The sequence below is a fragment of the Mucilaginibacter sp. genome (assembly GCF_965225845.1).
GTDB lineage: Bacteria > Bacteroidota > Bacteroidia > Sphingobacteriales > Sphingobacteriaceae > Mucilaginibacter.
In genome coordinates, this window is the sequence record NZ_CBDDBL010000001.1 from 463,069 (window position 1) to 483,281 (window position 20,213).

The 20,213-nt window shown below is 41.9% G+C and carries 20 protein-coding genes; 10 read left to right on the forward strand and 10 right to left on the reverse strand.

The features are described 5' to 3' along the window. Window positions 1-66 precede the first annotated feature (66 nt). Window positions 67-849 (forward strand): T9SS type A sorting domain-containing protein, encoded by a 783-nt coding sequence (locus ACYZ0U_RS02185; RefSeq protein ID WP_461449342.1) that lies wholly within the window; start codon window positions 67-69, stop codon window positions 847-849. 131 nt (window positions 850-980) lie between these two features. Here ACYZ0U_RS02185 and ACYZ0U_RS02190 read toward each other — a convergent pair whose 3' ends face one another. Beyond that, window positions 981-1,346 (reverse strand): DUF3127 domain-containing protein, encoded by a 366-nt coding sequence (locus ACYZ0U_RS02190; protein ID WP_461449344.1) that lies wholly within the window; start codon window positions 1,344-1,346, stop codon window positions 981-983. Between the two features lie 83 nt (window positions 1,347-1,429). Between ACYZ0U_RS02190 and ACYZ0U_RS02195 the strand changes: the two genes are divergently transcribed. Continuing rightward, window positions 1,430-2,599 carry a THUMP domain-containing class I SAM-dependent RNA methyltransferase gene (locus tag ACYZ0U_RS02195; protein WP_461449346.1) on the forward strand — a complete coding sequence of 390 codons (1,170 nt, stop codon included), beginning with the start codon at window positions 1,430-1,432 and terminating at the stop codon, window positions 2,597-2,599. Further along, window positions 2,568-3,101 carry a hypothetical protein gene (locus ACYZ0U_RS02200; protein ID WP_461449348.1) on the forward strand — a complete coding sequence of 178 codons (534 nt, stop codon included), beginning with the start codon at window positions 2,568-2,570 and terminating at the stop codon, window positions 3,099-3,101. The genes ACYZ0U_RS02195 and ACYZ0U_RS02200 overlap by 32 nt, the downstream gene beginning before the upstream one ends. A 73-nt stretch (window positions 3,102-3,174) precedes the next feature. Here ACYZ0U_RS02200 and ACYZ0U_RS02205 read toward each other — a convergent pair whose 3' ends face one another. From ACYZ0U_RS02205 to ACYZ0U_RS02220, 4 genes are all read right to left on the reverse strand, one after another. After that, window positions 3,175-3,915: a DNA/RNA non-specific endonuclease gene (locus ACYZ0U_RS02205; RefSeq protein WP_461449998.1), complete on the reverse strand. Its 741-nt coding sequence runs from the start codon at window positions 3,913-3,915 to the stop codon at window positions 3,175-3,177. Window positions 3,916-4,704: 789 nt separating this feature from the next. Further along, on the reverse strand, window positions 4,705-5,268 hold the full coding sequence (gene efp, locus ACYZ0U_RS02210) for an elongation factor P (RefSeq protein ID WP_461449350.1): 564 nt from the start codon (window positions 5,266-5,268) through the stop codon (window positions 4,705-4,707). Between the two features lie 153 nt (window positions 5,269-5,421). After that, window positions 5,422-6,465, reverse strand: coding sequence for an NAD(P)-dependent alcohol dehydrogenase (locus ACYZ0U_RS02215; protein ID WP_461449352.1), 1,044 nt, complete (start codon window positions 6,463-6,465; stop codon window positions 5,422-5,424). A gap of 131 nt (window positions 6,466-6,596) precedes the next feature. After that, window positions 6,597-8,573, reverse strand: a complete 1,977-nt coding sequence (locus ACYZ0U_RS02220) for an alpha-ketoacid dehydrogenase subunit alpha/beta (RefSeq protein ID WP_461449354.1) — start codon at window positions 8,571-8,573, stop codon at window positions 6,597-6,599. Between the two features lie 61 nt (window positions 8,574-8,634). Here ACYZ0U_RS02220 and ACYZ0U_RS02225 point away from each other — a divergent pair, with 61 nt between their 5' ends. Then, window positions 8,635-9,486 (forward strand): DUF4198 domain-containing protein, encoded by an 852-nt coding sequence (locus ACYZ0U_RS02225; protein WP_461449356.1) that lies wholly within the window; start codon window positions 8,635-8,637, stop codon window positions 9,484-9,486. A 21-nt stretch (window positions 9,487-9,507) separates the two neighbouring features. Here the strand turns inward: ACYZ0U_RS02225 and ACYZ0U_RS02230 are convergent, their stop codons facing one another. The 3 genes from ACYZ0U_RS02230 to ACYZ0U_RS02240 all read right to left on the reverse strand — a co-directional run bounded on the left by ACYZ0U_RS02230 (window position 9,508) and on the right by ACYZ0U_RS02240 (window position 12,022). After that, window positions 9,508-10,905 (reverse strand): LutB/LldF family L-lactate oxidation iron-sulfur protein, encoded by a 1,398-nt coding sequence (locus ACYZ0U_RS02230; protein WP_461449358.1) that lies wholly within the window; start codon window positions 10,903-10,905, stop codon window positions 9,508-9,510. 131 nt (window positions 10,906-11,036) lie between these two features. Next, window positions 11,037-11,450 carry a DUF1003 domain-containing protein gene (locus ACYZ0U_RS02235; protein ID WP_461449360.1) on the reverse strand — a complete coding sequence of 138 codons (414 nt, stop codon included), beginning with the start codon at window positions 11,448-11,450 and terminating at the stop codon, window positions 11,037-11,039. 104 nt (window positions 11,451-11,554) lie between these two features. Further along, window positions 11,555-12,022 carry a DUF4293 domain-containing protein gene (locus ACYZ0U_RS02240; RefSeq protein ID WP_461449362.1) on the reverse strand — a complete coding sequence of 156 codons (468 nt, stop codon included), beginning with the start codon at window positions 12,020-12,022 and terminating at the stop codon, window positions 11,555-11,557. Window positions 12,023-12,106: 84 nt separating this feature from the next. Between ACYZ0U_RS02240 and truA the strand changes: the two genes are divergently transcribed. Together truA and ACYZ0U_RS02250 are read left to right on the forward strand one after the other, a co-directional pair. Continuing rightward, entirely contained in the window at window positions 12,107-12,877 is a 771-nt protein-coding gene (gene truA, locus ACYZ0U_RS02245) for a tRNA pseudouridine(38-40) synthase TruA (protein ID WP_461449364.1), read from the forward strand. A gap of 215 nt (window positions 12,878-13,092) precedes the next feature. Beyond that, window positions 13,093-14,841: an ABC transporter ATP-binding protein gene (locus tag ACYZ0U_RS02250; RefSeq protein WP_461450000.1), complete on the forward strand. Its 1,749-nt coding sequence runs from the start codon at window positions 13,093-13,095 to the stop codon at window positions 14,839-14,841. 44 nt (window positions 14,842-14,885) lie between these two features. Here the strand turns inward: ACYZ0U_RS02250 and ACYZ0U_RS02255 are convergent, their stop codons facing one another. After that, a complete protein-coding gene (locus ACYZ0U_RS02255) occupies window positions 14,886-15,125 on the reverse strand; it encodes a hypothetical protein (protein WP_461449366.1) in 240 nt (79 codons plus the stop codon). Between the two features lie 363 nt (window positions 15,126-15,488). Between ACYZ0U_RS02255 and ACYZ0U_RS02260 the strand changes: the two genes are divergently transcribed. From ACYZ0U_RS02260 to ACYZ0U_RS02270, 3 genes are read left to right on the forward strand one after another with little or no spacing between them, the layout of a single operon-like run. Continuing rightward, a complete protein-coding gene (locus ACYZ0U_RS02260; RefSeq protein WP_461449368.1) occupies window positions 15,489-16,367 on the forward strand; it encodes a cell division protein FtsX in 879 nt (292 codons plus the stop codon). 33 nt (window positions 16,368-16,400) lie between these two features. Next, window positions 16,401-16,682 carry a DUF3098 domain-containing protein gene (locus ACYZ0U_RS02265; RefSeq protein WP_461449370.1) on the forward strand — a complete coding sequence of 94 codons (282 nt, stop codon included), beginning with the start codon at window positions 16,401-16,403 and terminating at the stop codon, window positions 16,680-16,682. After that, a complete protein-coding gene (locus tag ACYZ0U_RS02270; protein ID WP_461449372.1) occupies window positions 16,679-17,482 on the forward strand; it encodes an undecaprenyl-diphosphate phosphatase in 804 nt (267 codons plus the stop codon). The genes ACYZ0U_RS02265 and ACYZ0U_RS02270 overlap by 4 nt, the downstream gene beginning before the upstream one ends. Window positions 17,483-17,554: 72 nt before the next feature. On the opposite strand, the gene ACYZ0U_RS02275 is transcribed toward ACYZ0U_RS02270, so the two are convergent. Continuing rightward, window positions 17,555-19,054 (reverse strand): catalase, encoded by a 1,500-nt coding sequence (locus ACYZ0U_RS02275; RefSeq protein ID WP_461449374.1) that lies wholly within the window; start codon window positions 19,052-19,054, stop codon window positions 17,555-17,557. Between the two features lie 91 nt (window positions 19,055-19,145). Between ACYZ0U_RS02275 and ACYZ0U_RS02280 the strand changes: the two genes are divergently transcribed. Continuing rightward, entirely contained in the window at window positions 19,146-20,081 is a 936-nt protein-coding gene (locus tag ACYZ0U_RS02280) for a LysR substrate-binding domain-containing protein (protein WP_461449376.1), read from the forward strand. The last annotated feature ends 132 nt before the right edge of the window (window positions 20,082-20,213 follow it).

Below are 20,213 nucleotides of genomic sequence, written 5' to 3' on the forward strand. Positions count from 1 at the left end.
AACGTTGTTGTTACAACTTGAGCAACAACACTTTACTACCTTTGTTATCATCAACTAATTTGAATTATGAAAAAGCGATCATTTAAACCCGGCTATGAATTTATTTTTTCATTAAGCATATTGGCAATTTTGGGCCTGCCCCCACTGGTATCTGCACAAACCACTAAAGATATGGATATTAATATTGTTAATGGCGATACTACAGTTAACGGCAAAAATATTAAAGATCTTTCATCAAAGGACCGCAGCGAAGCTTTAAAAGATATCGGCAATATATCATCAGTGAAAGTAATGACTAAAAGTAATGCACACGGTGCACCAATGGGCAATACGATGATGATGCATCAACACAAAAAAGGCGATTCAACTTACGCGTTCCGTTATAAAATGCACATGGACGATAAACGCCCGCCTATGGATAGAAAAGACTTTCGCATAGAAAGGGATGAACACATGGGTTTCGAACATAAAAATACGCAAAACTTCATCTATACTAATATTGATAATGCGGGCATAAGCACACATGTCAGCTTCCATATATCCGATCACTTTGGGCCGTTAGATCATGATGCGACCGATAACGAGAAGATACAAATGGATATGCTCGACCTGATGGACCTTACCCTGGTTCCTGAATTTTCATCAGGTAAAATATTACTGATGTTTAACCTTCCATCAAAAGCTACAGCAGAGGTTAAGCTTAAAGATAGTAAAGGAACCATCCTTTGGAGCGAAAAAGCTTCCAACGGTAAATTCAGTACAACTTATCCGCTTGGTTTAAACGGCGAATATTATTTGCAAGTAAAACAAGAAGGCAAGGTAACCGTGAAGAAAATTGTTAAAGAATAAAGTTAGAGGCTGGTTATTAAAGGCCAGAGATTAGTATACAATAAAAGAGCCTTTCAGAATTTCTGAAAGGCTCTTTTATTGTATTATAGCAGATAGCCACCAATGAACTATTGAACTAATTAACTAATGAGCTAAAATGGCAAATCGTCATCGTCCGGTTGTGAGCTGATATCTGCAGGGGGAGCGTATGCCGGTGTACTTGCAGTGGCACCTGCGCCAGATAATACGTTCACTTTCCATAACTGTAACGAGTTAAAGTAAGTTTTTTTACCTGTTTTATCAGTCCATGGGCGGCCTTTAAGGTTGAAGAATACCTCAACATCATCACCAACCTTTGTATTATCTAATAAATTGCAACGATCCTGTATCGCTTCAAACTTTAAATATTCAGGATATTGAGGGTTCTCAATATATTCAAGTATCAATTCTCTTTTCTTCAATGAGTCTGTAACCTGCACGGTTGGCGACACTTCATGTACCTTACCTTTAATTTCCATAGCTTTAAAAAGTATTAAAATGTAAAGTTAATGGTCTCAAATTAAATTGGGCGGTTTTTAATTCATAAATTCGCAACAATATCATGCAAGTTTTCCACACCGATAGTAAAATCATAATAACCTGTAACAAAAGGCTGTCACCATATCTTCAACAAGAAGTTGAGGCACTTGGCTTTACGCCCGACCGTGTTTTCCCGACCGGCATAGAACTTACAGGAACCGTAAACGATTGTATACCGCTAAACCTTAATCTTCGCTGCGCAAGCCAGGTGCTTTATTCATTAAAGAGTTTTACCGCAAATGATCCGAAAGAATTGTACGATAACCTGGTTGAAATTGAATGGGAGAAAATCATCGATTTTGCCGGTTACTTCTCTATAACATCCAACGTTAACAATGAGCATATTTTAACGCCTTTGTTTGCAAACGTAAAAGTTAAGGATGCTATTGTTGACCGTATTCGTTCTGTAAAAGGCATCCGCCCAAATTCAGGTGCAGAAGCTAACAAAACCGTTATCCACCTGTATTGGCAGGATGATAAGGCCGAGATATTCTTAGATACCTCAGGCGAAACTTTGGCCAAGCATAGTTACCGTAAAATACCGGGTAAGGCCCCAATGCTGGAAGCTTTGGCTGCATCAACCATAATCTCAACCAACTGGGATAAGGTAAGTACATTCATTAACCCGATGTGTGGTTCGGGCACTTTGGCCATCGAAGCAGCCTTACTGGCGACTGATAAAAGCCCGGGTTTGTTCCGTATGAATTATGCCTTTATGCATATTTTAGGTTATGATGAGCAGGTATTTTTTGTGGAACGGCGCAAGCTAAAGGATAAGGCTAAAAAAGCGATCAGCTTTAAAATTATCGCTACCGATATTTCGCAGGATGCGGTTGATATTGCCCAAAAGAATGCGAATACCGCCGGGGTAGAACATTTGATAGAATTTGCTGTTTGTGATTTTGAAGAAACCGAAGTACCTGCCGAACCGGGTATTGTTATGTTTAACCCCGAGTATGGCGAGCGTTTAGGCGTACACACCAAACTGGAAATAACCTACAAGCGAATAGGCGACTTTTTAAAGAAGAAATGCCTGGGCTACCGTGGTTATGTTTTCACCGGCAACCCTGACCTTGCTAAAAAGATAGGTTTAAAAGCTTCAAGAAAAATTGAATTTTACAATGGCAAGCTGGATTGCCGCTTATTTGAATACGAACTTTATGAAGGTACAAAAAGAGACCCAAGAGAATAAATTTATTAAAGGAGCTGTTATTATTGCGTTGATACTGCTTACATCCGGTTTTGCTAAGGCCCAGGATCAGTTGATCTTCCCTTTTCAGGGTGGGGTTACCATCATGAACCGCTTTTTTAAGGACAGTCTTACCGTTTCGCAGGATATCATCCAAAAAAAGGCAACAGGAAACGTGGTTTTAAAATTCACTGCCGATGTGAATGGCAACATTAAAAAGATCATTATTTATTATGCGGATGATTATGTGCTGACCTTGCCAATTATTGATGCAATAAAAAAATCAAACCATAAATGGATAATCCCGGATCATGAAAAACTGCATGATTTTATTATCTCGTTCTCGGTTAGCTTTAACCCGCCTGCTGTTGAGAGTAATGCTTTGGCAAAAGAAGTTTACAACTATTATAAACAACGCCATCCGATTGTGTCTGTAAACCAGGTGCCGATTGATGACGTTACGCTACTGCCAACAGTGGCGGTTAATTATGATTTACCGCAATAATTAAAAGACATTTGTGAAAGTAAAAAGCCACGCGAAACATCACGTGGCTTTTTACTTTAAAAGAAGTAAATTATTATTCTGTTGATCCTGAATCTTTTTCATTTTCCAATACAGTCCTTACGTTGGCAGGTACGTTGCTCAACAAAGTGTAACCGGTTGCAGTCTCGATGCTTTTTACTGTGGTTATGTACTGGGTCCAGTCGGAACTGATGGTGTTAATATTTGGTGTATTCACTGCGATAACACGGGTTGAAGTGGTGATACGGCTTAAATCATTATTTCCGTTTGGCAATACAACAATTACCTTCCATATGTTTGATGGTACAACAACCAATCCGCCGTCAACCGTTGTAGCTGATCCGCTTGACCCGGTACCGCCTGAACCATAGCTGCCCATCACTACATAAATCTCGTCGCCTGCAGAAACTAACGAACGGCCATATTCTTCCAGGTTAGCCCAGGTTTGCTCATTGTTTTGTGGTGCCTGCGGGATCATGTTATCCATTAAAAATGTTTCTTCGTTTGCCGCCAATGTAGAGGTACGGTCGCCTGACGGGCAATTGTGTCCCCTGTCGAAACCGCTGCCGCTGTAACCTGTTCCCTGTACCTCATACCATCCGGTCGGAAGATTAGGGTCGTTCCTGAAGTCATTAGCACGGTCCTGTGTGCCCAGGCTGGTTGATCCTACATACCAGCTAACCCAGTTTGGCTCGTTTTTATCCCTGTTATATGATTCTACATAATAACCATGATCATACAAATAGTTATCATAGTTGCTTATATCTGTAGTAGCGCTACTTGGGTTACCCAGCATTAAGTTAGTATTATCGGCAGTTGAACTTCCGCCGCCTGTGCCACCGCCTGAAGTACTGTAGCTGTTGATGGTGAATTCATCAATGTTAATGCGGTTGCTGCCACCGGTTGTTTTACGTAACTGGAAACGGATAGTACCAGCTACATTTACAGTGAATGTAGCGGTTGCCAACGTAGTGCTGCTTGCTGTAATAGAGGTGGTACCTACTTGTGTGTAAGTACTGCCGCCGTTTGTTGATTCCCATAGCTGGAAGGCGGATGAGCCATCGCTGCCATAAACAGCATACTCCATTGTTACGGTTGATGCGCCGGTTGTTACATCGAAGTTCATTCCCAATGTACCTGTGTTTTCGATACGAACAGCGTGGTTGCCTACCTTAGCATCTGACGCGCTGCTGCCAATAAGTGCAGCGTTCAGATCCCATGAGCCGCTGGTGAAGGTTACATCGGCATCGGCATAGGCTGTTTTTGAGGCAGACTCAAAGCCTTCGTCAAATGTTTGTGTGGAAGCGAAGCTGCCTGAAGTTGAATTTGTTGATGAAGCGTTAAAAACCGGTGTTGATTGGTTAACAATGGAGTCGTCATTTTTTTTACAAGAGGCTAGCATTAATGCTACCGCCAATGGAGCGAGTAAATGTTTTAATTTCATGCAGGTAAGTGTTTTCCTGTAAAAGTAAATAAACATTAACCAGTGGTTATTAAGCTTTTGTTATGAGTTTGTTTCGAAAAAGGTACAATGCAAAAAAGCCTCCGGTCGGGAGGCTTTTAATTATCGTAAATATTAATTCGTTTAGCTTTTTACACGCTCAACATAAGCGCCGCTGCCGGTATCGACCTTAACTTTATCGCCAATGTTAATGAACAACGGCACTTTAATTTCGGCTCCGGTTTCAACGGTTGCGTTTTTTAATGCACTGGTTGAGGTATCGCCTTTAACTGCTGGCTCGGTATAGGTAATTTCTAACTCAACAGAATTCGGGATCTGGCCCATGATCGGTTCGTCGCTTTCAAAAGCTACAACTACATTCATGCCCTCTTTAAGGAATTTTACCGCGCTGCCAAATAATTTTTTAGGCACATTATGCTGATCAAAGGTTTCATTATCCATGATCACCAACGAATCGCCGTCTTCATATAAATATTGGTAGTTGCTGGTTTCCACACGGGCTATGTCAACCTCTTCATCGGTACGGAAACGGTATTCCACCAATTTGCCCGATTTAACATTACGCATACGTGCCTGGTAAAACGCGCGTAAGTTACCTGGTGTGCGGTGTAAAAACTCTTCAACCTGCACTAACTCGCCGTTAAAACGAAGGATATTTCCATTCTTTACATCTGATGCCTTAGCCATAAAATATTTATTGAGGCGCAAAAGTAAAAATTAGAAATGAGATGTGAGAAATGAGATGTGAGATTTTAAACCCTACGCATTAACTATAAACAAGATATGAGATTAAAAACAGGATAAACTCCTGTCTCAAATCCCATATCTCAATACTCAAATCTACAGCGTAGCAATATCAATCACAAAGCGGTAGCGAACATCGCCTTTCAGCATGCGCGCATAAGCTTTATCAATATCCTTAATGTCGATCATTTCAATGTCTGAAACAATATTGTGCTTTCCGCAGAAATCAAGCATTTCCTGAGTTTCGGCTATGCCGCCAATTCCAGAACCGGCAACGCTTTTGCGGCCTCCCAATAAACTGAATGCCGAAATTTCGGCCGGTTTTGACGGTGCACCAACGCACATCATTACGCCATTGGTGCGTAATAATGATAAGTACATATTAAAATCATGTTCTGCAGAAACGGTATCCAATATAAAGTCAAATGTGCCTTTAGCAGCTTCAATTTGTGCGGGGTCTGATGTTACTACAAAGTGGTGTGCGCCCAATTTCTTAGCATCAGCTTCTTTGCCTGGCGAAGTGCTTAATACGGTAACTTCAGCTCCAAAAGCAACACCAAATTTAACGCCCATGTGCCCCAAGCCACCTAAGCCTAACACGGCCAATTTATGTCCTTTGCCAACATTCCAGTGTTTTAATGGAGAATAGGTTGTGATACCGGCGCATAATAATGGCGCAGCAGCGGCAAGATCAAGGTTTTCAGGTACGTGTAATACGAAATCTTCGTTAACCACTATAGAGTTTGAATAGCCGCCATAGGTTGGGGTTTTCTTATCCTGCTCAACACCGTTGTAAGTTTGTGAACTTCCATTCAGGCAATATTGCTCCAGGTCTTGTTTGCAGTTTTCGCAAACACGGCAAGAGTCAACCATACAACCGGTTCCGGCAATGTCGCCAACTTTAAATTTGGTCACATGTTCGCCAACTTTTACCACACGTCCAACAATTTCGTGTCCCGGAACCATCGGGAATATACCCGGGAACCAATCGTTTTTTATTTGGTGAAGATCAGAGTGGCAAACGCCGCAGAATTGAATATCAAATTGTACATCGTGAGGCCCAACTTCACGTCTTTCAAAATCCCAGGGCACAAGATCAGTGGTCGGCGATTGTGCCGCGTATCCTTTTACAGGTATCATAAAAATAATTTTAGGTGATGTTTACTGGAAATAAAGATAGGGCTATACGTAATTCTTGTCCAAGCTATAATTGTCGGCTAAGTGCAATATTTGACGGCTTCAAACTACTTTACCAGTACTCAAATTGAAAATTAGTAGGAAAGCAGTACGTCCATTTTTTCTTCGAGCCTGCTTTTTGCCATAAACTGGTCTTCCAGTTCTTTACTCATGGGGATAGCGGTATCCAAACTGGCGCAACGGACTACGGGTGCATCCAGGTGCCCAAAGCAATGCTCCGCAATATGCGCCGAGATCTCAGCACCGAAGCCGCTTGTAAGCGTATCCTCATGAAGGATCAAAACACGGCCTGTTTTTTTGGCGCTTTTTTCTACTGCGTCCTTATCCCAGGGTTGCAGGCTTCGCAGGTCGATAATGTCCAAAGATAATTCCGGATGATTATTAGCGTATTCAACAGCCCAATGTACGCCTAAGCCGTAAGTAATAATGCTGGCAGTTGTTCCAGTGCGGATGTGTTTTGCTTTGCCGATCTCTATTAAAAAATCTCCATCGGGAATATCACCTGAAGTGCTTCGGTATAAATATTTATGCTCGAAGTAGATCACCGGGTTAGGGTCATCAATAGCTGCCATTAACAAGCCTTTAGCATCCGCCGGAGTAGAGGGGTAAACAACCTTCAGCCCTGGTGTTTTAGTAAACCAAGCCTCGTTACTTTGCGAGTGGAATGGCCCTGCCGAAGTGCCACCGCCGGCCGGCATGCGGATAACCACATCAACATTTTGCCCCCAGCGGTAATAGGTTTTTGCCAGGTTATTTACCACCTGGTTAAAGCCGCTGGTAACAAAATCAGCAAATTGCATTTCAACCACAGCCTTGCCGCCATTTAACGATAAGCCCATTGCCGCGCCTACAATAGCCGATTCACAGATCGGCGTATTGCGCACACGTGCTTTACCAAATTCCTCAACAAAGCCCTGGGTTATTTTAAACGCGCCGCCGTATTCGGCAATATCCTGCCCCATAATTACCAGGTTGGGGTATTTGACCATGGCTTGCTTCAGCCCATCGCTTATGGCATCAATATATCTTTTTTTAGTAAGACGAACAGGAGTTGTAATTAAAGGCATTTTGTATGGGCAATACATATCTGCCAATTCAATATTTTCATTCGCGACAATATCAGGTTCATTAAAGGACTTTTCAATTTCTACATCAATCACCTTGGTAAACTCGTTCCTGATGAATTGCGGCCATTCAGGTCTTAATACAAATTCATCTATCAAAAACTTTTCAAAGTTGGTTAATGGATCTTTTTCCTTCCACTCGGTAAATAAATGTTCAGGAACATATTTAGTTCCTGAAGCTTCCTCGTGCCCGCGCATCCTGAACGTCATACATTCAACCAAAACCGGGCGGGGATTATTCCTTAAATCTTCGGCAATAGATTTTATGGTATGATAAACCTCTAAAATATTATTACCGTCAATCCGGCGGCCTTCCATACCGTAGCCTATTGCTTTATCAACCAGGCGCTTGCAGGCGTATTGTTCTTTAGTTGGGGTTGATAGCCCGTAACCATTATTTTCAATAACAAATATCACCGGCAGGTTCCAAACTGCTGCAACGTTTAATGCCTCATGAAAATCACCTTCGCTTGTTGCCCCCTCACCTGTAAAAGCAAGCGTTACTTTTTTTCTTTTGTTTAATACGTCAGCCAGCGCAATGCCATCAGCCAAAGCTAATTGCGGGCCAAGGTGTGAGATCATCCCGATGATCTTATAGTCCTGTGTCCCGAAATGGAATGACCTGTCGCGCCCTTTTGTAAAGCCTGATACTTTACCCTGCCATTGCCCCATGAGCCGAAAAAGCGGAATCTCGCGGGTAGTAAACACGCCCAGGTTACGGTGCATGGGTAAAATGTACTCATCTTTTTGCAGGGCCATTGTGCACCCAACAGCAATAGCTTCCTGACCGATACCGGAAAACCATTTGCCTATCCTGCCCTGCCTCAATAAAATGAGCATCTTCTCTTCAATCAGCCTCGGGAGTAACAATTTACGGTATAAAGCGATTAAATCATCATTATTTAGGGTTTTTCGGTCAAAATTCATAAAGCTAAACTACTGATGTTTTTAAAACTTTGTATGTTTACAAAATCATTCCCTTTATACTATGAAACGATTCCGTTTGTTACTTTCTATAACACTTGTATCTGTTAGCATTGGCGCAAAAGCACAAAACGAATTTTTATTGCCTGAAAAATTCTATTTACAAAAAGGCGATAAGCTACCGATGCACATTATAGCAAGTGACGATTTTACCAAGCAAACCGAAATAAAATTTCAGCAGGATAAGATACAAAGTGTTTTTATGTATGAGGGCAAAAAGAAGATCGATTTAAGCAACGTGGTTTCCGGGGCAGACTCCATAGTAAGCTACCCGATAAACGAAGATGGTTTAACCTTAATTTCGATGACCACAAAACCGGCAGCTAACGAAATGAGCAGGAGCAAGTTTTTAAGATCGTTAGATGCTGATGACCCTGATAATATTGCTGATAAAGTAAAGAACAGCAACCAACTTTTTTATAAAGAACGTTATACGTATTATATGAAAACGCTTGTGCAGGTAGGTGAACCTGGTGGAAAGGCATTTGATAAGCCATTGCATGATGATTACGAGATCATCCTGAAAGAAAACCCGTATAAATTTAATTATGGCGATGACATATCGGCACAAATAAACTTTAAAGGCAAACCGGTATCAGCCGCGGTAGTGATGTTGTATATCAAAACAGCGGGCGGTAATTTATTTCCGCAAAAGCTAAGCAGCGATGCATCAGGGATGATTTATTTTAAATTAAGCCGTGAGGGTGTATATATTTTATCAAGCCGTCATTCTGCACAGATTAAAGATAAGGACGCCGACTTTGAGAGCTGGCATACGAGCTATATTTTCGCTTTCAGCAGTAGTAACGAAATGCCAAATACCTACAGGGAATTTGGGTTTGGCAATAAACATTAAATTAGAGATAGCTGAATTAGGCTAATTATTTACCTGTTTTTCTTCTTTATGTTTTTCATGCCACTGCTGGGTGAATGATTTTTCAGCCACATGAGGCATTGCCCTTAAACGACCCCATGTTTTTTTGAAGAATGTTTTGAGGAAGAAGTTTTTGGTTTTACCGCTGAAATAATCTTCCATTTTGCGGGAGCGCATGCCTTTTTTCCAGGCTGCCCAGCCCCAGCGCTCTTTGGTGGTTACCAGGTTTTCTTTAACCGCATCGCGGCGGTTAAGCAACAGCATTTTGTGAATATCTATCTTTACAGGGCAAACCTCGGAGCATTTACCGCATAAGCTGCTGGCATAGCTCAGGTGCTTAAAATCTTCCATGCCACGCAAATGCGGTGTAATTACAGAACCTATGGGGCCGCTATATTCTGTATTATAGGTATGGCCACCAATGTTTTTATAAACGGGGCAGGCATTTAAACAAGCACCACAACGGATGCAATACAGGCCCTGGCGCTGATCTTTTTGCGCAAGCAGGTTGGTACGCCCGTTATCCAGCAGAATTACATACATTTCTTCGGGGCCATCAGTTTCATGTGCCTGGCGTGGCCCGCTTAGTATAGTATTATATGCGGTAAGATTTTGACCTGTTCCATGTGTGGAGAGCATTGGCCAAAACAGATCAAGATCGGCAATAGATGGAATGATCTTTTCAATCCCGACAATCGCAATATGAATTTTTGGAAAGCTTGTTGTTAACCGTGCGTTGCCTTCGTTTTCGGTTATAGCGATGCTACCTGTATCGGCAATTAAAAAATTAGCGCCGGTTATGCCCGCGTCGGCCTGCAAATACTTTTCACGTAGTAGTTCGCGGGCTTTTTGGGTAAGCTGTTCAGGTGTAAAATCTATGGGCGTGCCGAACTTTTCATTAAATAGTTTTGCAATGTCCTCCTTCGATAAGTGCATAGCCGGAGTAACAATATGGTAAGGCTTTTGGCCAAGCAATTGAACAATATACTCGCCAAGATCTGTTTCCAATGATTCAATATGGTTATGCTCTAAAAATTCATTCAGCTGAATTTCTTCGGTAACCATTGATTTTGATTTTACAATCGACTTAACATTAGCTTTTTTAAAGATATTCAGGATCTCGCGGTTAGCTTCCCCGGCATCATTAGCCCAGATCACTTTGCCGCCGCGTTTTTGGAAATTGGCTTCAAACTCCGGTAATACCTTATCCAGGTTCTCCATCATTTTCCATTTCAGCACATGGGCCTTGCGCTTATTGTTTTCAAGGTTAATGATCTTTGATAACCCTCGTGAAAAAGCAGCATCATACCTGCCAATATTAAAATTAATAATACGGCGATGATCCTGGTCAAAGGCCTTCTCCTCTGATGCAGTAATGAATTCTTCAGCTATTACACCCATATCTCTTTAGGTTCAAGAGCCAGGAGTCAAGAGTAAAAAGCGAAGCCCAACTCTCTATTCCGGCGTAACCAAATTAAGATACAATTATCGAAGTCAAAAAAGTCTTGACTCCTGATTCTTGCATCCTGACGCTATTTCACATTCATCTTCTCCAGCATAGATATAATTTTATCCAGCTTGTCTATTTCTATTTTATTTAAAAGTACGGCAAGCTCTTCTATTTCTTTTTTGGCCTCAACATTGGTCCTGAAGTCTTCATCAGCCTGTGCCCTATCGCGGTCGCCCTGGCGATTTTGCGCCATCATGATGATAGGTGCAGCATAGGCGGCTTGGGTAGAGAAAAGCAAATTAAGTAGAATGTAAGGGTACGGATCCCAATGATCTACATAGGCAACAACATTTAAAATCATCCATACACCCACAATAACGGTTTGAATAATAATGAACCGCCATGACCCCATGCCCGTAGCTACAGAATCTGCCAATCGCTGCCCGAAAGTTGAATCTTCTTTGTGTTTTTGATGCCAGTTTACTTTTTGTGCCATATAAATTTTAAGATTTTTTTTCAGTTAAACATACTGATTTAATTCTGAAGTTGAACAGCATCATTAATCAATAAAACACAAAAAAGTTTTCTTAAATAATTTTTCTACCGCAACCTGTTGGCCGATTTAAGTAATCTTTCGTCGTTATGGATGCCTCTGATAGCCAGCAGCAGGAAAACTATGGCTAATGGGCACAGGAACATACCGATACCGTAGTTGCTGGGTTGCAGGGTAATATCGCCAACAACAGCTTTAGCTGCCTGCGCTATCCAGAAACTGTAACCAATAACCAACAACATGGCGCTATAACATAAAGTTACCTGCATTTTGCGGTTTTTGTACAAGAAGATGATCAACAACGGGATAAATGCAGCAACGCCCGTAACAGCGGTAAGCGCCACAAAATGATCAATGTGGGTTTGTACCCCGTTAACATCCTGGTAAGTACCGGTAACCATTATTGTGGTTGGTTTATTATCTACATAAACATTATGTACCAGCGGGAACAGGAAAAGGGCAAAAATTGCCAGTGCCGCTAAAAAAAGATATATACTTTGTACGCGTTGTATCATGATTGATTTATTGATAAGCAAATATAGAATTGTTTAGTTAAATGCAAGCCCTGCATGCTACACAGTTTTATTAACTTTGCCACCGTGGCAACCCAACGATTTTTTCTCGAACTCGCTTACGATGGCACCAACTACCACGGCTGGCAATTGCAGCCAAACGCCATCGGTGTGCAGGAAGTTTTAAATAAAGCCCTGAGCACCATTTTACGAGAGCCGATCGAAACTTTAGGTTGCGGGCGAACAGATACAGGCGTGCATGCCAAACAATTTTTTGCTCATTTTGATGCAGAGCAGCCGATAGACCATGGACCATGGTCCATCGAAAAAAAAAATAATTTTCTCCGCAGCCTGAATGCCCTCTTACCACATGATATTGCGGTGGGCAGTATTTTTGAGGTTAATTCAGATGACCATGCGCGTTTTGATGCCACACTTCGCTCCTACGAATATCATATACATTTTAATAAAGACCCCTTCAAATACGGATATTCCTGGTTGCTGCGCGATGAGCCGGACATTGAATTGATGAATCAAGCCGCTAAAATTATTATGGGGTATACCGATTTTAGCTGTTTCAGTAAGTCGAATACGCAGGTTAAGACAAATAATTGTAAAATATCAAAGGCAGAATGGGCAAAAACAGATAGCGGTATCGTATTTCACATCTCCGCCGACCGCTTTTTACGCAATATGGTGCGGGCAATTGTTGGTACGCTGATACAAGTCGGCAAAAAAGAAATTGAACCGGCGGACATTCATGTCATTATTCGCAGCAAAAACAGGAGCAAAGCAGGAACTTCGGTGCCGGCATGTGGTTTGTATTTAACGGAGGTGGTTTACCCAAGCCCGCTCTAAATATCCCCCGGAAGGGCTCTTAACGTATTCTAAAAATAACGTCAATTTACCAATTGCCATTTTTGATATTATAATTATAGCTTACCTTTGATTTAGTGAGTAACGAAAAAGCAAATACTTCAACCGGCGCAGCAAAAGCAAAAGAACAAAACACGCCCGTACAAAAATCTGCGGTTACAGGTAAGGCGCTCGACTGGAAATTGTTAGGCCGTGTAATGCATTATGTTAAGCCTTACAATACCACCTTTATCATCGCAGTGTTTTTGACCATCTTTTTGGCGGGTGTTGCTATTATTCAGCCTATTCTCATCCAAAAAACAATGGATGATTACATTCTGAAAGATAATTACTCCGGGTTGATCTTTATGGTGGAGCTGATGATCACTCAGCTCATTGTGCAAACCATCGCCCAATATTATCAAACATTTATTACCAACTGGCTTGGTGAATCTGTTATCCGTGATTTGCGCATCGATATCTTTAACCACATAACCAGCCTTCGCTTAAAGTATTTTGACCGTACACCTATCGGCGTGCTGATTACCCGTACAGTATCCGATTTGGAAACCATTGCCGATATTTTTTCGGAAGGCCTGATCTCTATCATGGGCGATATGCTGTTGCTCATAGCCGTAATAGGTTATATGCTTTTTGTGGATTGGAAGCTGGCGCTAATCACACTGATCCCCATGCCTTTCCTTTTCGCATCAACTTATGTGTTTAAAGAGGCTATCAAATCATCATTCCAGGAAGTACGTACCCAGGTAGCGCAATTAAATACCTTTTTGGCTGAACACATTTCGGGCATCAGCATTATCCAGCTTTTTGCGCGCGAAGAACAGGAAATGCGCAAGTTTGTGTCGGTCAATAAAAAATACCGCGATGCGAATATTCGCTCCAATTGGTATTACTCTATCTTTTTCCCGGTTGTGGAAATTTTGTTTGCCATGTGTATAGGCCTTTTGGTTTGGTATGGCAGCAAGCGCGTGCTAAGCGATCAGCAATTGACTTATCTGTCTACTACAGGCAAGCCAATTACGCCTGGTACAATTTTGGCATTTATTGTTTATTTGAATTTATTATTCAGGCCGATAAGGCAGCTGGCGGATAAATTTAACACCTTGCAAATGGGCATGGTGGGCGCCGACCGTATTTTTAAAGTTTTAGACACTAACGAAGTTGCTATAAACACCGGCCACCTAAAACCGGCCCGTATTAAAGGCGATATTGAGTTTAAAGATGTTTGGTTTGCTTATAATGATGAGAACTGGGTGCTCAAGAATATCAACTTCCACGTTAAGCCGGGCGAAAAACTGGCTTTGGTAGGCGCGACTGGTGCGGGCAAATCATCAACCATTAATATCCTGAACCGCTTTTACGAGATAGGCAAAGGAGAAGTAACCGTTGACGGGCATAACCTGCAGGATTATGATGTTAACTACCTGCGCGCGCAAATAGCCACCGTGATACAGGACGTGTTTTTGTTTACCGATACCATCGCCAACAATATCAGCCTGAATAACGAAGCTATTACCCGTGAGCAGATCATCGCGGCAGCAAAAGATGTTGGCGCCCATGAATTTATTGAACGATTACCGGGCGGATACGATTATAACGTGATGGAACGCGGCTCAACACTGTCGGCAGGGCAGGCGCAATTGATCTCTTTCATTCGCGCGCTGGTTTATGATCCTGCGATATTGGTATTGGATGAAGCGACATCATCGGTAGATACAGAAACCGAGATCCTGATCCAAAACGCGATAGACAAACTGATGGAAGGCCGTACCGCAATCGTGATTGCGCACCGCCTGTCGACCATACAAAAAGCCGACAAGATCATCGTACTTGACCACGGCGAGATTAAGGAAATGGGGACCCACCAGGAACTGCTAAAAATAGAAGACGGCTTTTACCGCAAACTTTACGACCTGCAATTCAATTCGGCAGGAATAAGCCGATAATAAGCCAAAGATCAGTTTCAATTTTTTGACTTTTTAATTTTGACTTAATCAGGTTGTACCTGCCCTTTATCCATGCCTTTTTCTGCTGGTGGTTTGATGCTGCCGGGGCCTACCGGTTGCTCCTCCTTTTCGTGCTTTTTGGCAATCTCGCCGCTATGCGGCTGATCGGCGGTATATTCTTTATCAGTTTTTTTCACTACGCTTTTATGTCCGTTATCTGCCGGCCTGTGGGTTGGTGTATCTGACGGAGACGGTTTATCTGGTGAGTTTGCTGGCTTTGTCATGGTTGATGTTTTTTAGGATAACATCCCGGATGCAAATTTTGTTTATTGCTTGTTCAATTCCGATGGAATATCAACCCATTTAAGCACTTGTTGCAAACGAGCGCACTTGATCTAATATTTCAAAGAACGATTTAATTCTCTCTCAAAAGAAAATATTTCAGGTACATTCAAATTTCTGGAAATAGATTGGAAGAAGCACTGACACAAGTTTGTCAGTACTTGATTATCAGCGTGAAATTTTCAGCATCCTTGTTAAAATTTGTTAAACACGATAGCCTTTAATGCACTAAATCGCAATTAATAACATATAAACTTTTACCTTTAAGGCGTGTTTGTTAATTTCGCACAAACCAAAAGGCAGCTATGGAAGAATTTGAAGCAAGCGAATCAGCAAAAAAAACCAAAACGATATACATATCTACCGTTTTTGGCATTGCAATGGTTTTATTGATGGTGGGTTTGCTGGGATTGATATTGGTACACGCCAATAACCTGGAGCGCTATGTGAAAGAAAATATTGTGTTGAATGTTTTTGTTGATGATGCCGCCCATGAAACGGATGTACTGCAACTGCAAAAACAACTGGACGGTAACCCGATGGTTAAACAAACCCAGTATGTAAGCAAAGAATTAGCTGCCCGTAACCTGCAAAAAGACTTAGGCGAAGATTTTGTGAAATTTTTGGGTTATAACCCATTATCGCCATCCCTGGATGTTTACCTGAAGGCTGATTTTGCCAATAATGCTGATATAGAAAAATTTAAGGCAGAGCTTCTAAAAAATCCTTTAATAAAAGATGTTAAATACCAACAATCGCTGGTTGATGAGATGAATAACAACCTGACTTCAATAAGTTTGGTGATCCTGGTGTTCGCAGGGATATTCGTGGTGCTATCAGTAGCGCTGATCAATAATACGATCCGTTTGGCGATTTACTCTCAGCGCTTCCTGATCAAATCCATGCAATTGGTTGGTGCGACTAAATGCTTTATTCGCAAGCCGTTTTTGCTGTACGGTATATGGCATGGCCTTTTAGGCGGATTAATAGCAATTGTAATCTTAATCGCTACGCTGTATTTTGCAGATAAACAGATCCCGGATCTGATCATCCTGCAAAGTTATACTGAGTTTGGTATTGTATTTTTGGGCGTGATAGGTTTGGGAATATTTATATCAGGTTTTAGCACTATGTTAGCGGTAAATAAATTTTTACGACTTAAAATATATAGCCTTTACAGGTAATCTGATTAATAGAAATTATAGTTCAATTTATAAATGGCACAAAAATTAGTAAGGCCGGGTACCCCGGTAAAAACAGCAGCCAAGCCTGCAACAAGAACATCACTTGAAGTACAGCCTGTACATTTCGTTTTTGATAAAAGCAACTATACCTGGCTTATCGCTGCGGTTGTAGTTGTAATACTGGGGTTCTTTTTAATGGCAGGCACAACCGACATTTATAGCAGCACTAAAATTGTTGTTGCCCCGCTCACCGTTTTGGGCGGTTTCGCTATCGGGTTTTATGCTATCCTTAAAAAACCAGCTACTAAAGAATGAGTATAATACACGTTATTATCCTTGCTATAATTGAGGGGATAACAGAGTTTTTGCCGGTATCATCAACCGGTCACATGGTTATAGCAAGTTCGCTGATGGGCATCAGCAAGGATGAGTTTGTAAAGCTTTTTGAAATTGTAATTCAGCTGGGTGCTATTTTAGCCGTAGTGGTGTTGTACTTTAAGCGTTTCTTCAAATCGCTCGACTTTTATTACAAATTGATAGTAGCTGTAATACCTGCGGTAATATTAGGGGTGCTGTTAAAAAAGCATATTGATAAATTGTTAGAAAGTCCGCTGGTTGTTGCCTATGCGTTTGTAATTGGCGGCGTGATACTGCTTTTTGTTGATAAATGGTTCAATAAACCAACCATTACCGAAGAAAAAAATATCAACTACTGGACCGCCTTTAAAATAGGCTGTTTTCAGTGTTTGGCGATGGTGCCGGGTGTTTCCCGTTCTGCTGCGTCTATCGTTGGCGGTATGTCGCAAAAACTGAACCGTACCGCGGCGGCTGAATTCTCGTTCTTTTTAGCTGTACCAACCATGTTTGGCGCTACATTAAAAGATCTTTGGGACTTTCACAAAGCAAACCATTTGGATGCTGCTGTGCTTCACCAGGATATTATATACCTGGTTTTAGGTAGTGTAATAGCTTTTGTGGTGGCGTTAATGGCTATCCGTACCTTCATTACCTTTTTAGAGCAAAAAGGCTTTAAGCTGTTTGGCTTTTACAGGATATTAGCGGGATTGGTGATCATCATCCTGTACTACACCGGGAATGCTTTGCATACCATGTAATAGAATAAAGATATTAAAGAGAAAGCCGCATTGTAATTACAATACGGCTTTCTTGTTTTAGAGCAAGATATTTTAAGCCAATTGCGGCATTTGCTTCATTGTTTCATTAAGGTCAAGATCAAGGCCTTTGGCTACAGCCATCCCTAAGCCAATATCAGCCCTGAACCAGTGGCATAATTGCCTATTGATGATCAGGTCGCGTTTTGGTCCGTCAATGCCTTTCATGGCGCCTGTAATATTATTTACCAGGTCATGCTTAGCCTCATCGCTCATTAAACGATACAGGTTTCCCGGTTGGGTGTAATGATCGTTCTCACCTTCGGCGTTACGGTCGTACCAATCAGCGGTTACATTACCAAGATCCCATGCCGGTTCTTTGTAAGATGGGTCAGGTTGAATATCATCAAAGCTGTTCGGGAAATAATTTGGCTTGCTGCCGTGGTTGCCGTCAACCCGCATCCGGCCATCGCGCTGGTAATTGTTAACTTCAAACGGACAACGGTTTACCGGTATCTGCTCATAGTTGCCGCCTAAACGATAACGTTGTGCGTCAGGATAAGATAATATCCTGCCCTGCAGCATTTTATCAGGCGAGTAGCCTATACCATCAACCACATGCGCAGGTGCAAAAGCAGCCTGCTCAACATGGGCGAAATAATTATCAGGGTTTGCGTTTAATTCCAATGTACCTACATCTATCAATGGGTAATCACCATGCGGCCATACCTTCGTCAGGTCGAATGGGTTGATATGGTAAGTTTTGGCATCTGCCTCCGGCATCACCTGGATCTTCAAACTCCATTTAGGGAAATCACCATTATCGATCGCTGTCAAAAGATCATGCTGTGCAAAATCAGGGTCTTTGCCACGCATATCTGCCGCTTCTGCATCGGTAAAGTTTTTGATGCCTTGCTGGGTTTTAAAATGGAACTTCACCCAAAATCTTTCATTATCAGCATTGATAAGTGAGTAGGTGTGGCTGCCGAAACCATCCATATGGCGGTAACCATAAGGCGTTCCGCGATCAGACATCAGTATCATCACCTGGTGCAGGCTTTCAGGGTTTAACGACCAAAAATCCCACATCATGATTTTGCTTTTGCTATTGGTATACGGGTCGCGTTTTTGGGTATGGATAAAATCACCAAACTTCTTTGGGTCCTTCACAAAAAATACCGGGGTATTATTACCAACTAAGTCCCAGTTGCCTTCTTCGGTGTAAAACTTTATCGCGAAACCACGCGGGTCTCGCTCGGTATCAGCAGAGCCTTTCTCGCCGCCAACGGTTGAGAAGCGCAGGAATACCTTCGTTTCCTTGCCTATAAAATTAAAAATCTTAGCTCTTGTATATTTCGAAATATCATGCGTTACAGTAAATGTGCCATATGCGCCTGATCCTTTAGCATGCACCACACGCTCAGGAATACGTTCGCGGTTAAAATGGGCCATTTTCTCATGGAGGATAAAATCTTGTAAAAGGATCGGTCCGCGAGGGCCGAGGGTCATGGAATTTTCATTCTCAACGTACGGAATGCCCGATGCCGTAGTTAATTTTTTCTTGTTGTTATCCATAAGTAGTGTTTTTAAGTATTAACTCAAACTTCACGATAAAATTTCAATAGAAAAAATCAATAATTACTATCTTCGTATAGATATTATCTATATGACAATAACCCAGCTTGAATATATCGTAGCCGTTGATACCTACCGCAGCTTTGTAATGGCCGCCGAGAAGTGTTTTGTTACCCAGCCTACATTAAGTATGCAGGTACAAAAGCTGGAAGATACGCTCGGTGTAAAGATCTTCGATCGCAGTAAGCAGCCGGTATCGCCTACAGAAATAGGCATTGATATCATCGATCAGGCACGTATTATGCTTGCTGAAAGCGAAAAGATAAAAGAGATAGTCAGCGACCGGCAAAAAGACTTGTCGGGCGAATTAAAAGTGGCTATCATACCAACGGTATCTCCGTATATATTGCCGAAGATATTAAGGGGATTCGTCGAAAAATATCCCCAGGTAAAACTGATCGTGTGGGAGCAGACCACCGAGCAGATCATTGCGCAGCTTAAAAACGGAACGATTGATTGCGGCATCCTTTCAACACCATTGCACGAGGCCAATTTGAAGGAGATCCCGGTTTTTTATGAAAATTTTGTGGCATATGTATCCAAGAACAGCAAGCTCTCTAAAAAGAAGAGTATTAGCCCGGAGGACATAGATATGGAAGAGATCTGGGTGCTGAACGAGGGCCATTGCATGCGCGAACAGGTACTAAACATATGCCAGCGACGGAAGGCAACCAAAGGCTTCCAGCATTTTGAATACAATACCGGCAGCGTGGAAACCCTGAAGCGTATGGTTGACCAAAACAATGGTGCTACCATTTTGCCTGAACTTGCCCTATCCGATCTAAACGAAAAGCAACTCGACAAGGTGCGCTATTTTAAATCTCCGGAACCAGCCCGCGAAGTAAGCATCGTTGTGCAGGCCAACTTTCTGAAGCGCCGGATGATTGACGCGCTTAAAAATGAGATCCTGGAGCTGGTGCCCAAACGGATGCGTACCAAAAAGAAAAAGGAAGTTATCGATATTTAATGCAAAATGGTCATATGCATTTTTAGGTGTACCATAATTGGGGGTTGACACAAATGGTACAGTTGAAACATTTTCGCCCCGAAAAACACCTTAAAAGACACTGAAAAGGAAGTTTTTGCTTCCTTTTTTGCC

Bases quoted from the DNA above. Each gene is read 5' to 3' on its own strand.
- ACYZ0U_RS02185 (WP_461449342.1), top strand. From the start codon at position 67: ATGAAAAAGCGATCATTTAAACCCGGCTATGAATTTATTTTTTCATTA.
- ACYZ0U_RS02190 (WP_461449344.1), bottom strand. From the start codon at position 1,346: ATGGAAATTAAAGGTAAGGTACATGAAGTGTCGCCAACCGTGCAGGTT.
- ACYZ0U_RS02195 (WP_461449346.1), top strand. From the start codon at position 1,430: ATGCAAGTTTTCCACACCGATAGTAAAATCATAATAACCTGTAACAAA.
- ACYZ0U_RS02200 (WP_461449348.1), top strand. From the start codon at position 2,568: ATGAAGGTACAAAAAGAGACCCAAGAGAATAAATTTATTAAAGGAGCT.
- ACYZ0U_RS02205 (WP_461449998.1), bottom strand. From the start codon at position 3,915: ATGCTGGGTAACCCAAGTAGCGCTACTACAGATATAAGCAACTATGAT.
- efp (WP_461449350.1), bottom strand. From the start codon at position 5,268: ATGGCTAAGGCATCAGATGTAAAGAATGGAAATATCCTTCGTTTTAAC.
- ACYZ0U_RS02215 (WP_461449352.1), bottom strand. From the start codon at position 6,465: ATGATACCTGTAAAAGGATACGCGGCACAATCGCCGACCACTGATCTT.
- ACYZ0U_RS02220 (WP_461449354.1), bottom strand. From the start codon at position 8,573: ATGAATTTTGACCGAAAAACCCTAAATAATGATGATTTAATCGCTTTA.
- ACYZ0U_RS02225 (WP_461449356.1), top strand. From the start codon at position 8,635: ATGAAACGATTCCGTTTGTTACTTTCTATAACACTTGTATCTGTTAGC.
- ACYZ0U_RS02230 (WP_461449358.1), bottom strand. From the start codon at position 10,905: ATGGGTGTAATAGCTGAAGAATTCATTACTGCATCAGAGGAGAAGGCC.
- ACYZ0U_RS02235 (WP_461449360.1), bottom strand. From the start codon at position 11,450: ATGGCACAAAAAGTAAACTGGCATCAAAAACACAAAGAAGATTCAACT.
- ACYZ0U_RS02240 (WP_461449362.1), bottom strand. From the start codon at position 12,022: ATGATACAACGCGTACAAAGTATATATCTTTTTTTAGCGGCACTGGCA.
- ACYZ0U_RS02250 (WP_461450000.1), top strand. From the start codon at position 13,093: ATGCATTATGTTAAGCCTTACAATACCACCTTTATCATCGCAGTGTTT.
- ACYZ0U_RS02255 (WP_461449366.1), bottom strand. From the start codon at position 15,125: ATGACAAAGCCAGCAAACTCACCAGATAAACCGTCTCCGTCAGATACA.
- ACYZ0U_RS02260 (WP_461449368.1), top strand. From the start codon at position 15,489: ATGGAAGAATTTGAAGCAAGCGAATCAGCAAAAAAAACCAAAACGATA.
- ACYZ0U_RS02265 (WP_461449370.1), top strand. From the start codon at position 16,401: ATGGCACAAAAATTAGTAAGGCCGGGTACCCCGGTAAAAACAGCAGCC.
- ACYZ0U_RS02270 (WP_461449372.1), top strand. From the start codon at position 16,679: ATGAGTATAATACACGTTATTATCCTTGCTATAATTGAGGGGATAACA.
- ACYZ0U_RS02275 (WP_461449374.1), bottom strand. From the start codon at position 19,054: ATGGATAACAACAAGAAAAAATTAACTACGGCATCGGGCATTCCGTAC.
- ACYZ0U_RS02280 (WP_461449376.1), top strand. From the start codon at position 19,146: ATGACAATAACCCAGCTTGAATATATCGTAGCCGTTGATACCTACCGC.